Source organism: Mucilaginibacter sp. P19 (assembly GCF_050632265.1).
GTDB classification, from domain to species: domain Bacteria; phylum Bacteroidota; class Bacteroidia; order Sphingobacteriales; family Sphingobacteriaceae; genus Mucilaginibacter; species Mucilaginibacter gossypii.
This window is the reverse complement of sequence record NZ_CP192586.1, coordinates 5,604,960-5,625,499: the sequence shown is the minus strand read 5'-3', so window position 1 is coordinate 5,625,499 and position 20,540 is coordinate 5,604,960. Positions and strand designations below refer to the sequence as shown.

The following is a 20,540-nucleotide window of genomic DNA, read 5'->3' as shown; positions in this document are numbered from 1 at the left end:
AAAAACATTAGCATGTTAACACGGAAAGATATATCAGGAGAAAAGGGGAAAAGGAAACCAGCGACTAAAAATGTAGCCGGGAACATGAAGTATCCCGGCTATTTCTTTTTGACGCTTACTTGTTTGTAACCATGATTGTGTCACGGAGTAACGTGTTTGTCGTCGCGCCGCCTACCATAATAGTGTCTTTGCTTTTATTCAATGACTGGTTGGTAATGCTTTTTTTGCACTAACACTGTCTTGTTTTGGGGCTACGCCATTTTTTTGGCAGCCAGCAAATAACAGAAGTGATACTGAGGCGGTTAATAATAGAGCTTTTTTCATAAAACAAATTTACAACTAATACGAATGATAATTAAGCTTAGTTACAATTAATATAAAAGTTAATATTTGAGCTTAGCTTTAAACTTGCCCTCGCTAAAAGTAACCTTGTCCGGATGACTTTCGGTTTGGCTATCAATTACTTTCAGAAAACGTAATTCGAACAATCCCTGCAGTATTTTATCGGCCTGGTTGTATGAAATTATAGTTACCGAACTAAGATGGGTAGGGTCAGGTTTGTATCCGGCTAACGGGGAGCCGTTTTTTGTAATGTGGTAATAGTTTTCGTTTGCTTTGAGGGTATAATACCCAACACCATCAAACACAATTTTAAAACCTACCTGCTCTTCTTCACCTCCAATGGTGCTTTTTGCTGATATGGTAATGGTATCACCCATTATATTCGAACCGGAAGGATTAGCCTCCCATTTGATGTTGTTTTTTTGCGCAAGCATAAAATCGGGTATGACCGGAAAATTACAGCAGTCCTTTTTTTTGCAGGCCGAAAAAGCAGGGCCACGGCTATGGCTAATATCAAACAGGGATATTTCATTGCTTTACTGATGACAGGTTAATAAATTGTACAGGAAATATAAAGATATTTAAAAGTAAAGCATATTATACGTGGTTTCAGTAAGTTTGCCGCTCATTTTGTTTTATCGCCCATGAATCCCAAATTGAGCCTCGTTATTGGCATTCTATGCATTTCTTTTTCGCCGATATTTGTAAAGCTTGCCGGGGTATCACCAATTGGTTCGGCATTTTACCGGGTGTTTATAGCCTGGATTTGTCTTGCCCCATTTTGTGTATTTAGGCAAAAACTTAAAATAAATAAAAAGCAATTGCTTATTTCCATAGCTGCGGGCATGGTTTTCGCCCTTGATATTGCGGTATGGAATATTTCGCTGTTAAAGATCAGCGCCACTGTATCAACCCTTATTGCCAACCTGGCCCCGGTTTGGGTAGGCCTGATGAGCTTCCTGTTTTTAAGAAAAGGATCAGGTCGGCTATTTTGGATAGGTACGCTCATTGCCATCGCCGGTATGGTTGTTTTGGTAGGTTATGAACATATTTTGCACATGGAACTTAATGCCGGCATACTGCTGGCTATACTCGCCAGTTTTTTTTATGCTACTTATATCATGATCACCAAAAATATTATGGCCGGTATTGATGTGTTTAGTTTTATGTTTTACAGTATGCTGAGCGCCAGTATTTTTTTGCTGGTAGTCAATGGATCTATGCATAACGATATTGTTCATCTTTCTTTAAAAGTTTGGCTTTGCTTTATAGGTATGGGGCTTATTTGCCAGTTAGCAGGCTGGCTAACCATCAATTACTCGTTACGTTATCTGGAACCAACCAGGGTTTCCATTGCCTTATTAAGCCAAACGGTTTTTGCCGGGCTGCTGGCTGCTTTTTTACTGCATGAACGTTTAGGTTTTAATGAGATTGTTGGCAGTATAATTGTATTGGCCGGGATAGCAGTGACCTTTTTAAAACCACGAAATCGAAAAGCGAATACCTTGGTTTAAACGGGTTTAAGCGCAGTACAAATGAAGCTGTATCATATCATGATGTTAATATCTTCAGTTCGCTTCGGTCGCAACGATCGAAGTACGATTGTATAATTTTATTACTTTTTTAATACTTTAGTGGTATTTAATGTAACCCCATTGCTTTATTAAGTAGTTGATTATAAGTTTGCTGTGTTTAAATTATGGAATTTATGTTAACCCTGTTAACCCCTGTCATCGCAGTAATTAAATTGGTATATATCTCAGGATCTTAACTCAAAGCGTTAAACGGTAACTTGTCTCTTAAGGAGATTGAATTTTAAACAGCTCGTTATCAAACAAAACCGTATTTTAACGTTTTCGAATTACGGGCAACGATCTATCTTCCCTACATTTGCTTTAACTCATGATTCAAAAATCCACTATCGACCGTATTATGGAAGCCACCGACATTGTGGAGGTGATAGGGGAATTTGTGCAGTTAAAAAAGCGCGGGGCTAACTACGTAGGCCTTTCGCCTTTCGCGAATGAGCGTACCCCTTCGTTCACGGTATCCCCGGCAAAAGGTATTTTTAAAGATTTCTCAACAGGAAAAGGCGGTTCGGCTGTTACGTTTTTAATGGAGCTGGAAAAGTTCAGCTATCCCGAGGCCTTGAAATGGCTCGCTAAAAAGTACGGCATCGAGGTTGAAGAAACTGTTGAAGTTCCCGAAAACCGCGAGGAGGATCTGCGCCGGGAAAGCCTTATGATCGTATCGGCATTTGCTGCTAAGTTTTTTCACGAGGCCATGCTCGAAACGGAGGAAGGGCAAAGCATCGGTCTCAGTTATTTTAAAGAACGCGGCTTTACTGCCGAAACCATCAAGAAGTTTGAATTGGGTTACTCGCCCGATCAATGGGAAGCTTTTACAGGTGCCGCTATCAGGAACGGCTATAAAGAGCAGTTTCTGGTCGAGAGCGGTCTGTCGGTAAAGCGGGATAACGGGGCCTTGTTCGACAGGTACCGCGGTCGGGTAATGTTCCCGATCCATAGTTTTACCGGCAGGGTAATTGGTTTTGGCGGCCGTACACTAAAAAAAGATAAAAACGTAGCCAAGTATGTTAACTCGCCCGAGTCGGAGATCTACCATAAATCAAATGTACTTTACGGCCTCTACTTCGCTAAAAAGGCTATTCGTGAGCAGGATAACTGTTACCTGGTAGAAGGCTATGCCGATGTACTTTCGGTACACCAGGCGGGGGTTGAAAACGTGGTGGCTTCATCAGGCACATCGCTCACTACTGAGCAGATTAAGCTCATTGCCCGTTTTACTAAAAACATCACCATATTATATGATGGCGACGCAGCCGGGATCAAAGCTTCACTGCGTGGTTTGGATATGATCCTGGAGGAAGGGCTTAATGTAAAAGTAGTGCTGTTTCCGGATGGACATGATCCTGATTCATTTGTACAATCGAAAGGGTCAAGTGCTTTTAAAAAGCACATCGAGGAAAATAAGAAGGACTTTATCCTGTATAAAACCCAGATCCTGCTTAAAGAAGTTGGTAACGACCCGATAAAAAAGGCTGATGTGATCCGTGAGGTTGTTGAAAGTATCGCCAAGATCCCGGATAGCATCAAGGCGTCGGTATTTATAAAGGAGTGTAGCGGCTTATTGCAGATAGACGAGCGCGCCCTTTTATCCGAGCTCAATAAAATGCGCACTGCCAAAGCCAAAAAGGAGGAGCAGCAGCGTCAGCAGCAAAACAACAGGTTTGCCGAAATGCCCGACGAACCCCACTTCTTTGATGAGCCTGTTGAACTTGAGCCACATGTTGCTAAAGACGATGCTTTTCAGGAAAAGGAAATTGTGCGTTTATTGCTGCATTATGGAAGCCGTATGATTGACTGGGACGGTATTGCCAATACCTATATAGGCCCGTTCATTATAGCCGAGTTGAGTGATGTTAGTTTTGATCATCCGGTTTGTAAGCAGATTACCGAAATTTACCGTCGCGAAGTAGAAAACGGTGTACTGCCGGATGAGGCTTATTTTATTCACCATAAGGATAAAGCTATAGTTGATTTAACTATTAACATGTTAGCCAGTAAATATTCGCTCAGTGAAAACTGGTACGAAATGCATAGGATCACGGTGAACGATGAGCAGGTTAATATGAAGGCAACTATTCTTGGTGCGATATTTCACCTTAAAAAGCATAAGGTTGGTAAAATGCTGGAAGACCTGCGAACTCAGCTTCAAAAAGCCGATACCGAGGCCGACCAGGAAATACTGCTTAATCAGTATATGCGTATGAAAAAGGTAGAAAAATCAATATCTGACTTTTTGGGCTCCGTAATCATAAAATAATGGCCCAACACCTTGAACTTGGCCGCACCGGCGAAGCATTAGCCAAAACCCACCTCGAAAAAGCAGGCTACGAAATTCTTGATGAAAACTGGACTTACGGAAAAGCTGAGATAGATATAATTGCTTATAAAGACAAGGTTATTATATTTACCGAAGTAAAAACCCGCACGGGCAATGGCTTTGGAGAACCCGAAGATTTTGTAGATAACCGTAAGCAAAAACTGCTGGCCGAAGCCGCCGATGAATACATCTACCTCATGAACCACCAGGGCGAAGTGCGGTTTGATATCATCGCTATTTTGTTTGACCGCAGTGGAAATTATATACTAAACCATATAGAAGATGCGTTTTGGCCTTCGGCCACATAACACTTATGAATAATAAACTAAAGCTATTTTTTGCCGCCCTTGCCCTAATGGCCTTCGGCTGCAGCTGTAACCATAAACCTGATAGCTCGGCTACAGATTATACTATCACCCCCGACGCCGGTGCAAACTACAAAGCCGGCGATAAGATCGACATCAAAGTAGGCTATCGTACAGGCAGTAAAGTTGATTCGGTAGTTTACCTGCTCGATTCCGTAAAGTTCGCATCCAGTAAGGATACTGCAGGTATCAGTCTTAAAACGGATACCATTGGCCTGGGCATCAGGATAATCACGGCTAAGGTTTATGAAGGCGGTAAAAGCAATGAGGTATCAACCAATGTCTTGTTATTAGCAGCAAAAGCCCCTGCCAGGTACACTTATAAAGTTGAAAAAGTTTTCCCTCATGATACCGCTGCATATACCGAAGGCCTGCAGTATGTTGATGGTGTTTTATACGAAAGTACCGGAGACTATAAACACTCATCCATCCGCAAGGTTGATTTGAATACAGGTAAGGTTTTACAGGAAACCAAGCTTGATGAGAAATATTTTGGTGAAGGCCTCTCGGTTATTGGTGATAAAGTAGTGCAGCTTACCTGGAAGGAAAAGGTAGGGTTTGTGTACGATAAAAATACATTGAAGTTGCTTAACAACTTCACCAACAACGTTGGCCCCGAAGGTTGGGGGATGTGCTATGACGGAACAAAATTATACATGGATGATAGCACCAACCGGATCTGGTTCCTTGACAAGAATGATTATCACCAGATAGGCCACATTGATGTGTGTGACGATAAACAACAGATAGATTCGATAAACGAACTGGAATACATCAACGGTAAGATCTATGCCAACGTTTATCAAACCGATAACATATTGGTGGTCAATCCTAAAACTGGTGCGGTGGAGCAGATAATAGATATGAAAGAGATTTACCCGGTGGCAAGCCGTCCGCAGGACAGGGACTGGAATAATAACGTGCTAAACGGAATTGCCTGGGATGCCAAAGGTCAACGCCTGTTTGTTACCGGTAAAAAATGGCCGCATTTGTACCAGGTTAAGTTTGTGCCGGTTCCGTAAGCCTTGGCCCCTAACAGAACCATAGCTTGAATTAGTATTTTTATAAAGCGAAACGCCCGGATTATCCGGGCGTTTCGTGTTTTAGTTATTGAGCAGTTGCCAGCCATATCGGTTCATAAATTCTTCAACCTCATCACTGAATGATTTCTTTTGATGATGATTTTCCTGATTGTTAATATAGCTAATGACTGTTGATACCTGTGATTCACTTACCGATACTGCAAAGTAGTCGTCCTGCCAACCGAATTGTTGTTTTATTAGTTTGTTCTTATTTATCCAAAGAGATGATTCTCCTTTAATTAGCTGGCTTATTTTGGCAATATTTTGATCTTTTCCTAAAGAAATAAGGCAATGGATATGATCGGTATAGCCATTAATCGCTTGTAAGAATATCCCTTTCTCTTTGCAGTTCTCTATGATGTATTTATGTATCTGGTATCTTATGTTTTGAGTAAGCAAGGGTTGTCTGTCTTTAGTTGCAAATACCAAATGGGTCCAGATTTTTACAAATGACATGGTTTGTCCTAAATGTATGGTTATTTTGGCTAAAGCCACTTAGCACCTGGCAACTTTATCCGTTGGTTAAAACCAACGGTAATGAAAACAAGATTTCGAAAAGGCTTCTTTCAACCAATAAATAGGAAATTGCTCGACTGCGTTAATTCTCTATAAAAAGAAAATTCATTGCCGTTGGTTTTAACCAACGGAACAAAAAAAGCAACATGAGGCGGCTTTAGCCGAAATCGCCAGAAAAGGTTCTACTAAGCACTCAGTTTTTTAACAACACCCCCCGGAAAATCCGGTGGGGTGTTGTTAAAATATAAAACTTCCCCCTTTAGGAGGCTGGGGAGATTACCTCCACGCTTTATATTGATTGATTAGTCCATTAGTTGATGAATCATGGCTGCTGATCTCAGCGTTATCTTTTAGTTCAGGAAGGATTTTGCCGGCAAGTTGTTTACCAAGCTCAACACCCCACTGATCAAAGCTGTATATGTTCCAAATGATGCCCTGGGTAAAAATTTTATGCTCATACATGGCAATCAGCGCGCCTAAAGTGTATGGTGTGATCTTTTTAATCAGGAACGAGTTTGTTGGACGGTTGCCTTCAAATACCTTGAACGGAGCTATTTTAGCTATTTCCTCGTCAGATTTTCCGGCAGCTTTTAGTTCTTCAATAACTACCTCTTCGGTTTTACCGTTCATTAAAGCTTCGGTTTGAGCAAAATAGTTTGACAGCAGCATGTTGTGATGTTCGCCCAGTGGATTGTGAGATTGTGCCGGGGCGATAAAATCGGCAGGGATCAGTTTAGTGCCCTGGTGAATCAATTGATAAAAAGCGTGCTGACCGTTTGTACCAGGTTCGCCCCAAATGATCGGACCGGTAGAGTAGTCAACATCTTTACCATTACGGTCAACATGTTTGCCATTACTTTCCATATCGCCTTGTTGGAAATAAGCAGAGAAACGGTGCAGGTATTGGTCGTAAGGTAAGATAACATTGGTTTCGGCCTCAAAGAAGTTGTTATACCAGATACCGATCAGTCCCATAATAACCGGGATGTTTTGGTCAAATTCGGCAGTTTTGAAATGATTGTCAGTCGCGTGGGCACCGGCAAGCAAATCGGCAAAGTTTTCAAAACCAATGCTTAGGGCAATTGACAAACCGATAGCGCTCCATAAAGAGTAACGGCCACCAACCCAGTCCCAAAATTCAAACATGTTTTTAGTATCGATGCCAAATTTTTCAACAGCTGCTGCATTGGTTGAAAGAGCGGCGAAGTGTTTAGCTACATCGGCCTCAGTAGCACCGCTGGCCAGGAACCAGTCGCGGGCGCTGTGGGCGTTGCCCATAGTTTCCTGGGTAGTGAAAGTTTTTGAAGCCACCAGGAACAGCGTAGTTTCAGGATCAACTGCTTTCAGGGTTTCAACTATATGAGTACCATCCACGTTACTTACAAAGTGGAGGTTCAAATGATTTTTGTATGCTTTTAAAGCTTCAGTAACCATTACCGGGCCAAGGTCTGAGCCGCCGATACCAATATTAACCACATCGGTAATAGCTTTGCCGGTATAACCTTTCCACTCGCCCGAAATGATGGCTTCACTGAAGGCTTTCATTTGGTCAAGCACTTTATTTACATCGGGCATAACATCTTTACCATCAACATAAATAGGAGTGTTGCTGCGGTTACGTAATGCGATGTGTAATACCGGACGGCCTTCCGTAACGTTAATTTTTTCGCCGGAATACATGGCGTCTATCGCCTCTTTTAATGAACATTCTTTGGCCAGCTGTATCAATAAAGCAATGGTTTCATCATCGATACGGTTCTTTGAATAATCAAGCAGGATATCCTCAAACTGGATCGAGAACTTATTAAAACGCTGGTCGTCAGCATCAAACATTTCTTTCAGGTTTTTTGATACAATATCAATGTAATGATCTGTAAGATATTTGTAAGCCTGGGTTGTTGTAAAATCAGTAGTTGGCAGCATAATTGTGTTGTTTTTCAACAAAAGTAAAAAGTTAATTGTTAGATAGTCATTAAATAAATTATTAGCCTGTCTTAGTGTTGTTTAAACACGGCCGGCATAGTGTTGATTTTACACTTGAAAATTATGAGAATTACAAAAGAATTACAAATATATTTTGAAGTTTAAAATTTTTATTTAATATATTTGTGTCGATGGTAATCAAATGAGGTATTTATCATCAATTTGTAAATTTACTTTAAAAACACGTATTACTATGTTCGAAAAACTGTTTTTGCTTGTAAAAGATAACGCCGGGACGGCTGTTATCAACAACCCGGTGATTCCTGCTAAATATCATGAAGCAGTGATCAATGAAGCTTCAAGTTCAATCATTGAAGTTTTAAAAGGCCAGCTTGAAAGCGGCAAGGTGAAGGAACTTATTAAATACTTTCAGTTCTCGGGTAGTTACAACAATTCATTAGTATCGAGCATAACCAACCGCTTTGCAAATAAGCTTAACACTTTTTACAGTATTGACCCGGCACATGCGTTAACAGTTGCAAAGGCTCTGATCCCAACTGTAATGAATGAACTGATTAAGGAAACAAAAAGCGGCGAAGCCAAAGAGTTTGCTTTGGGTACTATGTTAACTAAACTGAACGGTAACCGTACCGATCTGAACCCGCTTGTGAACAACCTGATGGTTGCCTAACATACTATTACATCTGCCTAATGAACAGGCCTGCCGATTGTTAAACAATTTGCAGGCCTTTTTATTTATAGCAATTTTTCAAATTATATATATTTGCCGCATGACTAAAGAACAAGTTCAGGATTTAAGGGATAGAGTAACTTCCCTGAGGAGGCATCTTTGACATTGATAAGAAGCTGGAACTATTACATGAAGAACAGGAAATAACCATCGGCCCGCATTTTTGGGATCATCCTAAAGAGGCCGAAAAAGTACTGGCGTCCATCAAAGTTAAAAAAGTATGGACGGATGCTTTTCAGAAGGTGGTATCGGTTGTTGATGACGCCGGCGTGCTTTTTGAATTTTACCAGGGCGGTGATGCTACCGAGGCCGAAATGCAGGAACAATATAATGCGGCTTTAAAAGCCGTTGAAGAGCTTGAGTTTAAAAATATGCTCTCGGCCGAAGAAGATCAACTAAATGCGGTGCTTCAGATCACGGCGGGTGCCGGTGGTACCGAAAGCTGCGACTGGGCCGGCATGCTCATGCGTATGTACATTATGTGGGGCGAAAAGAACGGTTATAAAGTAACCGAGCAGGATTACCAGGAAGGCGACGTGGCCGGCGTAAAAACCGTTACCCTGCAGTTGGAAGGCGAGTTTGCCTATGGCTATCTGAAAGGTGAAAATGGGGTACACCGCCTGGTGCGCGTATCGCCTTTTGATGCTAATGCCAAACGTCACACCTCTTTTGCCTCTGTATATGTTTATCCCCTGGTTGATGATACCATTGAGATTGAAGTAAATCCGGCCGATATCGAATTTGAAACTTTCCGCTCGGGTGGTGCCGGTGGTCAGAACGTGAATAAGGTAGAAACTGCCGTGCGTTTATATCACAAGCCATCGGGCATCATCATCAAAAACCAGGAATCGCGTTCGCAATTGCAAAATAAAGATAACGCCATCCGCTTGCTTAAATCACAGTTATACGAAATTGAGATGCGCAAACGTATGGAACTAACCAATGCTATTGAGGGCAATAAAAAGAAGATAGAGTGGGGCTCACAGATCCGTAACTATGTTTTACATCCATATAAACTGGTAAAAGACCTCCGTACCGATCACGAAACTTCCAACGCTGCGGCAGTGCTCGATGGTGATCTGAATGATTTCCTGAAAGCCTACCTGATGGAATTTGGCGGGCCAAAGAGTTAAAAATAAGAAAGTAAGGTCATGCCGAATTTATTTCGGTACCCCACATGCCGTATACCGTCCGTATGGCGTAGGCCAGGTAAGTGGGGGCCTGAAACAAGTTCAGGATGACGGTATAGTATAAAAAACGGAGTATCATTTCTGATACTCCGTTTTGTTTTTGGAAGATTAATTGTATTTTGGACACATCCAATTTGCCTTTTAAAAAATATGAAAACCTTCTTATCTGCCTTAGTCTTGACAGTTATAACATTTGTATCCTTCGCACAGGAAAAACCGATGCTGCTTTATCCTAAAGGTGTTCCCAATTCAAAAAAAGCCCCGGCAACTTATGTTGAAAAAACAGACAACAGGAGCTGGATCACCATGGTAACTGAGCCAACGCTAACGCCTTACCTGCCCGAAAAAGGTAAAGCTAACGGCGCTGCCATTGTTGTTTGCCCTGGCGGTGGCTATTCAGGACTGGCTTCAGATCATGAAGGTAAAGCCGTAGCACAAGCCTTCGCTCAAATTGGCGTAACCGCTTTTGTATTAAAATATCGTTTACCAAGTGATGATATTATGGCTGATAAATCTATCGGTCCGTTACAGGATGCGCAAATGGCCATATACACCGTACGTAAAAATGCCGCAGAATGGAATATCAACCCATCTAAAATAGGAATTATCGGTTTTTCGGCAGGGGGCCACCTGGTATCAACGGAAGGAACTCATTTTGATAAACCGGTTATTGAAGATAAAGAAAACATCAGCGTACGCCCTGATTTTATGATGCTGATCTATCCTGTAATTTCTTTTGGTGAATATGCCCATGTTGGCTCGAGGGAAAACCTAATAGGTAAAAACCCATCAGCAGCGCAGTTAGATCTGTATTCGAACGAAAAACAGGTTACTGCCAATACCCCGCCAACATTTTTAGTGCACGCCGAGGATGATAACGTAGTACCAGTACAAAACAGTCTGTTATTTTATGATGCCCTGTTAAAAAACAAAGTAAAGGCCGAAATGCATCTTTTCCAGGAAGGCGGTCATGGTTTCGGCATGAACAATTCTAAAAATAAAGGCAAATGGTTTGAATGGGCTGCCGCGTGGCTGGAGGAGAATGGCTTTTTGAGCGGGAAGTGATCCGGGACAACTAATTTCTTCTTCTGTAAAACAGTAGGCTAATTTTATTGTTGAGGTAAACAGTCTTTTTTTGAAAGCTTGAAGTTCGACCTTAATGATGATTTTATGTTGAAAAGAATACTGTTAGCAGCGTTGCTTGTTGCCGGTGCCTGCTTTAATGTTATCGCCCAATCCATCAAATACAAAAGCGTATCCAACCAGGATCTTACTTACGTTTTAAATAACCTGCAAAAGCGCTATGTATATACCGATCATAAAACGCTGAGCATTGCGGTGTACCTTGTCGCCGATCAGCAAGGTGACGTTGATGCTCCGGCCGATTGCAAAACGCCCGGTTCTATTTATATAGCGGTATCGGAAGTTAAGCCTCAGCCTCAACAGTATGTTTATAAACTGAACCCGGTTTGCGACCCGAAGTTTGTAAATTGGATCAAATCAAAAAAGATGTACAAGATTGCTTTCAGCTATGGCGCAGCGGCTAAAAGGAAAACAGCTACTATTGGAATTACATTGAAGAAGCTGATGGTAGAGTAAAACGTTGATGTTTAAAAATGGGTGTCATCCTGAGTGATTTAAATCCGGTGGCCTCTGAAGGTAAAATGACATCTGCGTCACGTCATTGCTGTAAGGAATGAAGCAACCCCCGACAGGCTGGTAACGGGCTTCATTAGTATTTGACTTACATCGTCGCGCTCCTGGCCGCGCGGGGCCAATTACTTTTGTCGCCACAAAAGTAACCAAAAAGGCTTGCAGCAGAGAGGCTTCTTTGCGCACAATCTGGCCCCATAGCCATCGGCGCGGCCTTCACCCTGCAAAACGAACAGAACCACGGGCTGCAATTATTTTGCCCCGATTCGCACGCAATGCCTCCGCTTCTGCAAAAACTTGCCATGCCCCTGCAGCCGCACCGCCCAGCATCGTTCTGCTCGTTTTCACCCGAAGCTGATCTGCTGCGAAAAACCACATTTTTTATCTTGTCATGGGTAGCCCGTAGGAGCATAGTGGGTAGGGCCACTGCGCTCAAGTCTTCGACAGGCTCAAACTGACAGGCTTCTTTTGTAGTCACATCTTCATGTCCGCCGGACTTTCAAACTTAGCATGAGTTTTATCAACTAATATCCATTATCCCAACAATTTTATCTCCGTCAAAAGTGAAAATTGAATGCCCTTTCAGATTTAACTCATCACCTTTCTTTAATCCATTTGGCAGGTCGGCGGCTAAAATTGCGTTATAGTCAATAGCTATTTCGGTTTTGTTGCCGGTGTGTTTAAAAGACCGGATAATTTGCTCGCGGCGTTCAAAAAGCTCAGTTGCCTGTTCGGCCTGGCTCCTGAATGCTGCTATACCATCTAGCTCCATATCCACATCACCGTTTGATATGTTTTGAAATTTAACGGATGGTGCGAGGTTTTTAAGCATGTCTTCAACATCAAAGTTGTTATAGGCCTTTACATAATTGCTGATGATAAGTTCACGTTGCTGCATAAGCTAAAGATAATGATTATGCCAGCGTATAAACGATCTGTAAGGGATTATTTAATCATTCCCAAATTCGGCACATAAGCGCCGCCTACAGGCAGCAAAAATCCATTTACTGTTACCTGATGGCGTTCTATCTTATCAATTTTATTTACAGCGGCAATAAACGACCGATGGATCCTGACAAACTTCTCAGCCGGCAGTAGCGCCTCAACTTCAGTGATGGTCATGCGGGTAAGCACTTTGCTATCCTTTAATATAAAATTTACATAATTACCTGTGGCTTCTAAATGATAAATGTCGTCGAAGTTAACGCGCACCTGCTCATAGCCGGTTTTCAGGAAAATGTAATCCTTAACCTCGGCCGTGTTCCTGAAACTATAAAGTTCATAGGCTTTGTTGCAGGCTTTTATGAACCGGGTAAGCGCGAAGGGTTTCAATAAATAATCTACCGCGTCCAGTTCAAAGCTGGTAACAGCGTGTTCGGTGTAGGCGGTGGTAAATATCACCAGCGGTTTTTTATTGAGACATGTTAACAGATCGATGCCCGAAATATCGGGCATCTTAATATCCAGGAACAACAGATCCACAGGTTCGCGCTGCAGATAATCCATCGCTTTAAAGGCATCGGTAAACTCGGCTTTGAGGTCAACAAAAGGCACTTTTGCAGCATGCGAGCGGATCACATCAAGTGCTATGGGTTCGTCATCAATGGCTATGGCAGTAATCAAAGCTTATTGCAGTTGTATAGTTAAATGTATAAAAAAATCTTTGGCACTTTCGCGGATCACCAATTCGTGTTTGTCAGGATATAAAAGTGCCAGCCGTTGTTTAACATTCTCCAGCCCTATACCATTGTTATATTTTTCGGTATCGTTAACTACTTTGGGATGGATGCTGTTATGCACATCAAAGTAAAGTGTATTTTCCTTGGTTTGCAGGCTGATATTGATATGTGAAGGTTCGCGCAGGCTGATGCCGTGTTTAAATGCGTTTTCAATAAAGGGGATCAGCAGCATTGGGGCAATTTGCAGGGCATTAACATGCTCTTCAATTTGAAGTACAATAGTAATATCGGGCGATGTTTGGGTACGGAGTTTTTGCAGGGCGATATAGTTATTAAGATAATCGATCTCGCGTACCAGCAGTATTTTTTCCTGCATGTTTTCTTGTAGCATAAAACGCATCATATCGCCCAGTCGTTGCACACCTTCGGCGGTACGTTCGGCATCTTCCTGTAAAGCTGTTCCGTAAAGTGTATTTAATGCGTTAAACAGGAAATGCGGGTTAATTTGTGAGCGAAGGAAATCCAGATCGGCAGTGGAGCGGCCGAGGGCCGTTTTGAGATGTACAATCTCCTGTTTTCCGGCAAGATTACGCTTATAAATCATCCAGCTTATAGGAGCAACCAATAATATCTGGATGCCACAGTTAAAGGCACCTATGATAAACACAGGTTCTATATTTACCTTGTTAAAAATAACTGCTGTTAAAAATCCTATCGGCACACTGATCACCAGCATTATGCCTGTAACCTTAAACAGGTAGTTAAAGAAACCCCTATTTTTGGCAAATGTTGCTGGTATAAGGCTATAGAACGAAAAACTAACATTCCCAATGCCTGTCAGCGCTATAATCACAAACGTAACTATCAATTCATACTGGGCTTCGGAAAGCGCCAGCAAGAATGTTGTGATCATACAAATAACCAGGGCTATAACACAGCCACGGGTAATTACCTGGTATTTGGCGTTTATTTTATCAACGTTACTCAATAAAAACCGGGTAGCAAATTTGACCATGCTATAAAAAGTAAGCATCATTATTACCCACAAAGCGTATAATACATTTGTTTTAAAAACGATGTTATACACATAATCGGCCGATTTATGGTAAAATAGATATCCCTTAAGCCAGGTATCGGTAATGCCGAATAGGCCCCAAAGGGCAACAAGCAAGGCCAAACCCAAAATGATATGCCATGCTACCCGCCTTTTTTGTGCTAAGGCCGGTACTATAATAAAATTCCAGAGCAGGTAGGCGCCGTAATAACCAGTGTACCTAAACACCTGCGGGAAAAAGAAATATTTAGAGTAGGAGTAGTGCAGGTGGTAATTGTTGAACATGTACCGGTATGGGGTCCATATTTCATTATCGACACTGTTAGACACTTTGGCTAACAGAAGGAGCAGGCCAAAAACATAAATAGTGGTTGCGGCCCAAAATTCAATTTTGCCAAGGTTAAGGTTTTTTTTCAGGAGATCGTTCATCGTGTTTTGAATTATGCCCGCAAGGTATAATTCACAATACTACTGAATAAATAAATGGGATGAAACACAGTATCGGTGTGATGAAGGGCTCCCTAACCCCCTAAAGGGGGAACAAATAGCAGGTGAAAAGATGAAATCCTGCAAATCAAAAGCACCCCCTTTAGGGGGCGGGGGGCTTCCATGATATTTAGCAGCTCATTCAACTCCCTCACCTTTTCTGCCGAACCCAGATTTTCGTAGGCACTGATGAGGTTGCGAAGCACACGCTTAATAATATCAGTGTTGGAGCAGGGTTCGTAAAACTGCTTATCAAATTTAAGTTTAAGCTGTTTCAGGAACATATCCACATCGCGCCTGCCGAACAGGAAGCCTTTGTTAAAGGCGTTGATATAAAACAGGATCCCGCTTTCAAACTCGCTTTGCATACTCTCGTCAAGATAGGCGAGGATAAAATGCTGGGGAAGATTTACGCCGTAAACAGGGATATCCAGCTTTTGTGCAATGATAGAGTAGATAATCGCCAATGAGATCTGGTTGCCTTTTTTAGTTTCCAATACCTGGCTCAGATAGCTGTTTTGCGGATCGAGGTGATTGGCGGTATTACCGCTGAAACCGTAGATGTTGTAAAACACATGGTTGATCAACTTAACCTGCTCTTTCGGGCTGGCCTCGTTCATCATCTGGATCCAGATATCTCGTTTAATAGCTTCTATCTGGTTAATTACCTTTTGCTCATCAAGGTCGGGATATTGGTATCGGTTAATGATGAGGATGCCCTGCAACAAGTCGAACGCGCCGCTTTGGTTCCAAAGTTTTAAATCGTTTTTAAGATTACTGAACTGAATTTCATGTACCAGGTTGGCAATGCGTTCTTGTTGAATAGGGTCAAAAGCCTGTTCAAAGGCCGACTCGAGATAAGTAATAGCCTCTGCTCCATATGAAAACAATTTGTTATACACATGCTCAAAGATCTCGCTGTCCGGATCATCCAGCAGGCGGATCAATGAATTTACTTCAGTTGGATTTATCATACGCTGTAATGCTAAAATACTAAACCTTTTCTATTTTTACAGCAATGTATAATATAAGGTATGGGCTTAATTACCTGCGGCACCGTTTTTTGGCCAACAACAGGCACGGCATACACTCTCCATTTGTTTACAAGCTGATTGATACGGTTATCTACGATTACAGAGGCCAAAAAGTGTACCGCGATATTAAAAAAATCGCCCAAAAACAACATTCTGACAAGGGTGTGATAAATACACTGCCGTTAAAATTTTACCATCTACTTTATAGGTTTTGTGTTTACCTTAAGCCCCAAACGATATTGTTAGCTGATGCGGAGGATTACATCACCGAATTTGTTATTAAACAATCTAACCCCGAGGTTCAAAGTGTTTCATCAACAACATCAGGCATTCGCCAGGTTGACATGATACTGGCAGATGCCTTAAAACAAAGACCTGTCAGTTATCTTGAAAAGATTATTCCGTCTATCCATGATGACAGCGTTATCATATTTACAAATATCTATCGCAATGCATCCACCAGGCAATCATGGGAGCAGCTTAAACTAAACCAGCAGGTTAGGGTAACTATTGATCTCTTTTATATCGGCCTGGTATTTTTTAAGCCAGGAATGAGTAAGGAAGATTTTAGGGTGAGGTATTAACCGTTGGTTCGTTCATGGTTAATAGATCATAGTTCATGGCCGAAGTGTGGTTGTATTAAATCACTCAATCCATTTACGATAATTTGCTATGAACTATGATCCGTCAAATATGAACTTAAAGATCAAAACGACTGTCCCAATGCAATATAAAAACCGGTTAATCTTTTTTCGTTCGGGATCTTCTGGCCTACGCCATAGTCAATACGTACGGCAAGCCCTTTTTCTACATCAAAAAAGTAACGGATGCCGCCGCCATAGTTTGGTTTTAGTTCGGATGTGCTGAAGCTGCTTTTAAAAACTTCGCCCCCGCCAACAAAGCCGGCAAACCCAATGCGGTCGCTTAAGCGGTAGCGTAGTTCGGCCTGGCCGGCAATCATGTTACGGTCACGGAAACGGCCATTGTAATAACCGCGCATCAGTTCGTCGCTTCCCAGGCCGGGTAGTAAATAAAATGGCGAAGTGCTGCCGGTAAGGCTTTGTTCCTGCACATCGAGGCCGAGTACCCATTTAGGTGCCAGCAAAAAAAACTGCGAGTATTCGATATTAAAGAATCCGCCTTTATAGTCATTATTGCCAAACATGCCGTGTATAGCCTGGAAATAGGCGTTTACGATGAGCCCTTTGGTGGTGTATGTATTATTGTTCCTGTTATCGAATGTGATGGTTGGTCCTATATAGGCGCTTGGACCACCGCCATGGTCTTCAACGCGAGGATCGGTATAAAATATACCTGTCTTATCATCGTCTCTGAATTTGTAATCCCAGGCACCGCCTGTTATGCCGGCATACAGGTTATTGGATATTTTTTTCGGCGGTAAAATTAACCTTGAACCGCTTTTGACCAATCCTGTCGGAATTGGTCTTTAATGTATTGTTGCCGATACCATAAAAGTTGAAAGGGAAATTGATGTAACTGATGCCGGCTGTAAGGTGATAGTTGTTTGCGGGTGTCCAGTAGCTGGTAGTAAGGCTTAAGCGGCTCTGGCCTTTGGTAGTAATGGAGGCATAGCCAAAAACATTGGATACCCTTGTATTGAGTTTTGAAGTATCGGTATAAAAAGAAAGGAGACCCGCACCGCCAACTTCAAGGCCGGTTTCCGGAGCGGAGCTTAATACAGGCAAAATAACAAAGCTGCTTTTGCGGGAAGTATCTTTATCAAAATACATTCGCTTTACAATGCGGGAGATTTGTGAAAAGGCACTGGTTGAAAAAGCGCAGACCAGTATTAAGGTAACAAGTTTCTTCATAGATGTTTGTCGGGGCTAATATAACCCATTTTGTTTTATAAGGTTCTGCGAACGGGCATTTTTAAAATTAGAATGACAATATGCTGAGGGGGTAGGGGACAGGAAGCTAATTTTAGGTATGAAATGGTTATAAAAAGATAAAGGTTCATTTAAAATTCAATTTAACTAAAATGTCTACTTTTGCGGCTGAAATTTTATTGAAATATTATGAGCACTACAAGAGGACCTATTTCGCAGTTTATTGAAAGAAATTATCTGCACTTTAACGCCGCGGCATTAATGGATGCAGCTAAAGGCTATGAAACACACCTTGAAGAAGGCGGTAAAATGATGGTAACCTTGGCCGGTGCCATGAGTACAGCCGAGCTGGGTATTTCACTGGCCGAAATGATCCGCCAGGATAAAATTGCTATTATATCATGTACAGGTGCTAACCTTGAAGAGGATATCATGAACCTTGTGGCACACTCACACTACAAAAGGGTGCCTAACTACCGCGACCTGAGCCCCCAGGAAGAGTGGGACCTGCTCGAAAATCACTATAACCGTGTTACTGATACCTGTATTCCTGAAGAAGAAGCTTTCCGCCGTTTGCAAAAACACATTCATAAAATTTGGAAAGATGCTGATGACAGTGGCGAGCGCTATTTTCCGCATGAGTACATGTACAAAATATTATTGAGTGGCGAGCTGGAGCAATACTATGAAATTGATCCTAAAAACTCATGGATGCTGGCTGCTGCCGAAAAGAACCTGCCTATCGTAGTACCAGGCTGGGAAGACTCAACCATGGGCAACATCTTTGCTTCATACGTAATTAAAGGTGAGCTTAAAGCTTCAACCATGAAAAGCGGTATCGAATACATGGCATGGCTGGCCGACTGGTATACTAAAAATTCATCTGGCAAAGGCATCGGCTTTTTCCAGATAGGTGGTGGTATAGCCGGCGACTTCCCGATATGTGTTGTGCCGATGCTTTACCAGGATATGGAAATGCATGACGTACCATTCTGGAGCTATTTCTGCCAGATCTCAGATTCAACTACTTCGTATGGTTCGTACTCGGGCGCAGTTCCAAACGAAAAAATAACCTGGGGCAAGCTTGACATCCACACACCTAAGTTTATTGTAGAGAGCGATGCTACGATTGTTGCACCGCTTATTTTTGCCTGGTTATTAAAACAATAGATAAAATTTTATAATTAAAGTTGGATAATAATTATTCCCTAAAAATGTCAAATGACATTAATATGCATTTAGCAGCGTTTAAACGCAGTTTTTTGTCTATTTAGAACGATTATAAATTATAGGTTGGTGTCATTTATGTGTCACCGATAGTGTATAAAATTATACTTTTGTGCCTGTAATTATCCGATGAAACATACATCTTACAACAGTTTCAATCATTAATATAAAAATTATTTAGCATAAATACACTGTATGAGAAGTTTCTCATTGATTCTTAAACAATTCTCAAGGTCGGTTTTACTGATTGCCGGGTTTGCTTTTTGGAGTTTATCAACTGCGTACGCGCAAACTGACGCTGCTAAAGGCGAGGCCATTTTCAAATCAAAATGTACTACCTGTCACAAAATCGACACCCGTTTAATTGGTCCGGCATTAGGTCCGCAGCTTACTCAAGAAACCGACGATAAATATCTTATCCAGTGGATTCAGAATAACCAGGCGCTGATTGCTGCTAAAAACCCTAAGGCACTCAAAATTTATAATGAGTATAACCAGTCGGGCATGACCGTATTTGCTGACCTTAGCGATGCTGATGTAGGTAATATTATAACCTACGTTCGTGCTACCTGGAAAGACATGCAGGCTAAACCTGCAGGCGGTGCTACCGCTGCTCCGGGTGCGAAAGTTGAAAGCGGCCCGAGCGATATGGTTGTTTACGGTTTGATCGGTATTATCGTTATCGCTTTCATCGTTATCCTGGTACTAAACAGGGTAGTAGGTTCTTTAGAGCGCATTTTGCTTAAAAACAAAGATCTTATTATTGAAGACGAGGTTGTTACTCCGGAAGGTGCTGTAGCGGTTGATGCTAAAAAGGAATTTATCACTAAGATCCTTAAAAACAAAAAACTGGTATTCTTTATATTGGTTGCCGGTACTGTTGCAATGTGCAGCTGGGGTTGGGTTACTTTATGGAACACCAACGTTCACCAGGGTTACCAGCCGGTGCAACCTATTAAATACTCGCACGAGTTACACGCCGGTATCATGAAAATTGATTGCCAGTACTGTCACTCAGGTGCATACAAGTCAAAAAATGCTTCTATCCCTTCATTAAACGTGTGTATGAACTGCCACAAGGTTGTTAAAACCGAATCGGAAGAGATTCACAAGATTTATGATGCTTTGGGTTACGATCCAAAAACACAGAAGTATGACAGCACCGCGGCTAAACCAATTCAGTGGGTACGTATCCACAACCTGCCCGACCTGGCTTACTTTAACCACTCACAACACGTAAAAGTTGGCGGGATTAAATGTCAGCAGTGCCACGGCCCGGTACAGGAAATGAAAGAGGTTTACCAATACTCTCCGCTTACCATGAAATGGTGTATCCAATGCCACAAACGTACCGAAGTTAACGGTAAAGGCAATGCTTACTATGACAGCATCCTGGCTGCACACGATAAGATCAAGAAAGGTGAGAAAGTTACAGCCGCCGTATTGGGTGGTATCGAGTGCGGTAAGTGTCACTATTAATAA

The 20,540-nt window shown here is 42.0% G+C and carries 20 protein-coding genes; 11 read left to right on the top strand and 9 right to left on the bottom strand.

What is annotated here, in order from left to right; genetic code table 11:
- Window positions 1-383: 383 nt before the first annotated feature.
- Window positions 384-776: a DUF6252 family protein gene (locus ACQ86K_RS27480; protein ID WP_431199131.1), complete on the bottom strand. Its 393-nt coding sequence runs from the start codon at window positions 774-776 to the stop codon at window positions 384-386.
- 210 nt (window positions 777-986) lie between these two features.
- On the opposite strand from ACQ86K_RS27480, the gene ACQ86K_RS27475 reads away from it, so the two are divergent.
- The 4 genes from ACQ86K_RS27475 to ACQ86K_RS27460 all read left to right on the top strand — a co-directional run bounded on the left by ACQ86K_RS27475 (window position 987) and on the right by ACQ86K_RS27460 (window position 5,635).
- On the top strand, window positions 987-1,856 hold the full coding sequence (locus tag ACQ86K_RS27475; protein ID WP_091171974.1) for a DMT family transporter: 870 nt from the start codon (window positions 987-989) through the stop codon (window positions 1,854-1,856).
- A 388-nt stretch (window positions 1,857-2,244) separates the two neighbouring features.
- Window positions 2,245-4,188: a DNA primase gene (gene dnaG / locus ACQ86K_RS27470; protein WP_091171975.1), complete on the top strand. Its 1,944-nt coding sequence runs from the start codon at window positions 2,245-2,247 to the stop codon at window positions 4,186-4,188.
- Window positions 4,188-4,556, top strand: coding sequence for a YraN family protein (locus ACQ86K_RS27465; RefSeq protein ID WP_091171976.1), 369 nt, complete (start codon window positions 4,188-4,190; stop codon window positions 4,554-4,556). Before dnaG ends, ACQ86K_RS27465 begins: the two co-directional genes overlap by 1 nt.
- A 5-nt stretch (window positions 4,557-4,561) precedes the next feature.
- Window positions 4,562-5,635: a glutaminyl-peptide cyclotransferase gene (locus ACQ86K_RS27460; protein ID WP_256337499.1), complete on the top strand. Its 1,074-nt coding sequence runs from the start codon at window positions 4,562-4,564 to the stop codon at window positions 5,633-5,635.
- Window positions 5,636-5,716: 81 nt separating this feature from the next.
- On the opposite strand, the gene tnpA is transcribed toward ACQ86K_RS27460, so the two are convergent.
- On the bottom strand, window positions 5,717-6,151 hold the full coding sequence (tnpA, locus tag ACQ86K_RS27455) for an IS200/IS605 family transposase (protein WP_091171978.1): 435 nt from the start codon (window positions 6,149-6,151) through the stop codon (window positions 5,717-5,719).
- Between the two features lie 336 nt (window positions 6,152-6,487).
- Entirely contained in the window at window positions 6,488-8,134 is a 1,647-nt protein-coding gene (pgi, locus tag ACQ86K_RS27450; RefSeq protein ID WP_091171980.1) for a glucose-6-phosphate isomerase, read from the bottom strand.
- Between the two features lie 253 nt (window positions 8,135-8,387).
- Here pgi and ACQ86K_RS27445 point away from each other — a divergent pair, with 253 nt between their 5' ends.
- The 4 genes from ACQ86K_RS27445 (at window position 8,388) to ACQ86K_RS27430 (ending at window position 11,674) form a co-directional block, all read left to right on the top strand.
- On the top strand, window positions 8,388-8,825 hold the full coding sequence (locus ACQ86K_RS27445; protein ID WP_091171982.1) for a hypothetical protein: 438 nt from the start codon (window positions 8,388-8,390) through the stop codon (window positions 8,823-8,825).
- Window positions 8,826-8,925: 100 nt separating this feature from the next.
- A protein-coding gene (gene prfB / locus ACQ86K_RS27440; RefSeq protein WP_129571506.1) for a peptide chain release factor 2 occupies window positions 8,926-10,018 on the top strand; the annotation gives its coding sequence in 2 pieces (ribosomal slippage) (window positions 8,926-8,985 and window positions 8,987-10,018; 1,092 coding nt in all).
- Between the two features lie 234 nt (window positions 10,019-10,252).
- The gene (locus ACQ86K_RS27435; protein ID WP_431199130.1) at window positions 10,253-11,140 is read left to right on the top strand and encodes an alpha/beta hydrolase; all 888 of its coding nucleotides are present in this window, start codon (window positions 10,253-10,255) and stop codon (window positions 11,138-11,140) included.
- 105 nt (window positions 11,141-11,245) lie between these two features.
- Entirely contained in the window at window positions 11,246-11,674 is a 429-nt protein-coding gene (locus ACQ86K_RS27430; RefSeq protein ID WP_143020834.1) for a hypothetical protein, read from the top strand.
- A gap of 574 nt (window positions 11,675-12,248) precedes the next feature.
- Here ACQ86K_RS27430 and ACQ86K_RS27425 read toward each other — a convergent pair.
- The 4 genes from ACQ86K_RS27425 to ACQ86K_RS27410 all read right to left on the bottom strand — a co-directional run bounded on the left by ACQ86K_RS27425 (window position 12,249) and on the right by ACQ86K_RS27410 (window position 15,921).
- On the bottom strand, window positions 12,249-12,626 hold the full coding sequence (locus ACQ86K_RS27425; RefSeq protein WP_091165001.1) for a nuclear transport factor 2 family protein: 378 nt from the start codon (window positions 12,624-12,626) through the stop codon (window positions 12,249-12,251).
- Between the two features lie 47 nt (window positions 12,627-12,673).
- Window positions 12,674-13,351, bottom strand: a complete 678-nt coding sequence (locus tag ACQ86K_RS27420) for a LytR/AlgR family response regulator transcription factor (protein WP_223266289.1) — start codon at window positions 13,349-13,351, stop codon at window positions 12,674-12,676.
- Between the two features lie 3 nt (window positions 13,352-13,354).
- The gene (locus ACQ86K_RS27415; RefSeq protein ID WP_218134392.1) at window positions 13,355-14,890 is read right to left on the bottom strand and encodes a sensor histidine kinase; all 1,536 of its coding nucleotides are present in this window, start codon (window positions 14,888-14,890) and stop codon (window positions 13,355-13,357) included.
- Window positions 14,891-14,982: 92 nt separating this feature from the next.
- A complete protein-coding gene (locus ACQ86K_RS27410) occupies window positions 14,983-15,921 on the bottom strand; it encodes a transglutaminase family protein (protein WP_431199129.1) in 939 nt (312 codons plus the stop codon).
- Between the two features lie 44 nt (window positions 15,922-15,965).
- Between ACQ86K_RS27410 and ACQ86K_RS27405 the strand changes: the two genes are divergently transcribed.
- The gene (locus ACQ86K_RS27405; protein ID WP_091165003.1) at window positions 15,966-16,565 is read left to right on the top strand and encodes a hypothetical protein; all 600 of its coding nucleotides are present in this window, start codon (window positions 15,966-15,968) and stop codon (window positions 16,563-16,565) included.
- A gap of 122 nt (window positions 16,566-16,687) precedes the next feature.
- On the opposite strand, the gene ACQ86K_RS27400 is transcribed toward ACQ86K_RS27405, so the two are convergent.
- Together ACQ86K_RS27400 and ACQ86K_RS27395 are read right to left on the bottom strand one after the other, a co-directional pair.
- The gene (locus ACQ86K_RS27400; RefSeq protein ID WP_431199128.1) at window positions 16,688-17,410 is read right to left on the bottom strand and encodes a hypothetical protein; all 723 of its coding nucleotides are present in this window, start codon (window positions 17,408-17,410) and stop codon (window positions 16,688-16,690) included.
- Window positions 17,358-17,813, bottom strand: a complete 456-nt coding sequence (locus ACQ86K_RS27395; protein ID WP_431199127.1) for a hypothetical protein — start codon at window positions 17,811-17,813, stop codon at window positions 17,358-17,360. The genes ACQ86K_RS27400 and ACQ86K_RS27395 overlap by 53 nt, the downstream gene beginning before the upstream one ends.
- A 207-nt stretch (window positions 17,814-18,020) precedes the next feature.
- On the opposite strand from ACQ86K_RS27395, the gene ACQ86K_RS27390 reads away from it, so the two are divergent.
- Both ACQ86K_RS27390 and ACQ86K_RS27385 read left to right on the top strand, forming a co-directional pair.
- Complete coding sequence (locus ACQ86K_RS27390; RefSeq protein ID WP_090530168.1) at window positions 18,021-19,001, top strand: deoxyhypusine synthase family protein; 981 nt, start codon at window positions 18,021-18,023, stop codon at window positions 18,999-19,001.
- A 252-nt stretch (window positions 19,002-19,253) separates the two neighbouring features.
- Entirely contained in the window at window positions 19,254-20,537 is a 1,284-nt protein-coding gene (locus tag ACQ86K_RS27385; protein ID WP_091165012.1) for a cytochrome c3 family protein, read from the top strand.
- The last annotated feature ends 3 nt before the right edge of the window (window positions 20,538-20,540 follow it).

Excerpts from the sequence above, each read along its gene's own strand:
- ACQ86K_RS27425 (WP_091165001.1), bottom strand. The coding sequence starts at position 12,626 with ATGCAGCAACGTGAACTTATCATCAGCAATTATGTAAAGGCCTATAAC.
- dnaG (WP_091171975.1), top strand. The coding sequence starts at position 2,245 with ATGATTCAAAAATCCACTATCGACCGTATTATGGAAGCCACCGACATT.
- ACQ86K_RS27465 (WP_091171976.1), top strand. The coding sequence starts at position 4,188 with ATGGCCCAACACCTTGAACTTGGCCGCACCGGCGAAGCATTAGCCAAA.
- tnpA (WP_091171978.1), bottom strand. The coding sequence starts at position 6,151 with ATGTCATTTGTAAAAATCTGGACCCATTTGGTATTTGCAACTAAAGAC.
- ACQ86K_RS27405 (WP_091165003.1), top strand. The coding sequence starts at position 15,966 with ATGTATAATATAAGGTATGGGCTTAATTACCTGCGGCACCGTTTTTTG.
- ACQ86K_RS27415 (WP_218134392.1), bottom strand. The coding sequence starts at position 14,890 with ATGAACGATCTCCTGAAAAAAAACCTTAACCTTGGCAAAATTGAATTT.
- ACQ86K_RS27460 (WP_256337499.1), top strand. The coding sequence starts at position 4,562 with ATGAATAATAAACTAAAGCTATTTTTTGCCGCCCTTGCCCTAATGGCC.
- ACQ86K_RS27410 (WP_431199129.1), bottom strand. The coding sequence starts at position 15,921 with ATGATAAATCCAACTGAAGTAAATTCATTGATCCGCCTGCTGGATGAT.
- ACQ86K_RS27395 (WP_431199127.1), bottom strand. The coding sequence starts at position 17,813 with ATGAAGAAACTTGTTACCTTAATACTGGTCTGCGCTTTTTCAACCAGT.
- ACQ86K_RS27390 (WP_090530168.1), top strand. The coding sequence starts at position 18,021 with ATGAGCACTACAAGAGGACCTATTTCGCAGTTTATTGAAAGAAATTAT.
- ACQ86K_RS27445 (WP_091171982.1), top strand. The coding sequence starts at position 8,388 with ATGTTCGAAAAACTGTTTTTGCTTGTAAAAGATAACGCCGGGACGGCT.
- pgi (WP_091171980.1), bottom strand. The coding sequence starts at position 8,134 with ATGCTGCCAACTACTGATTTTACAACAACCCAGGCTTACAAATATCTT.
- ACQ86K_RS27480 (WP_431199131.1), bottom strand. The coding sequence starts at position 776 with ATGCTTGCGCAAAAAAACAACATCAAATGGGAGGCTAATCCTTCCGGT.
- ACQ86K_RS27430 (WP_143020834.1), top strand. The coding sequence starts at position 11,246 with ATGTTGAAAAGAATACTGTTAGCAGCGTTGCTTGTTGCCGGTGCCTGC.
- ACQ86K_RS27475 (WP_091171974.1), top strand. The coding sequence starts at position 987 with ATGAATCCCAAATTGAGCCTCGTTATTGGCATTCTATGCATTTCTTTT.
- ACQ86K_RS27385 (WP_091165012.1), top strand. The coding sequence starts at position 19,254 with ATGAGAAGTTTCTCATTGATTCTTAAACAATTCTCAAGGTCGGTTTTA.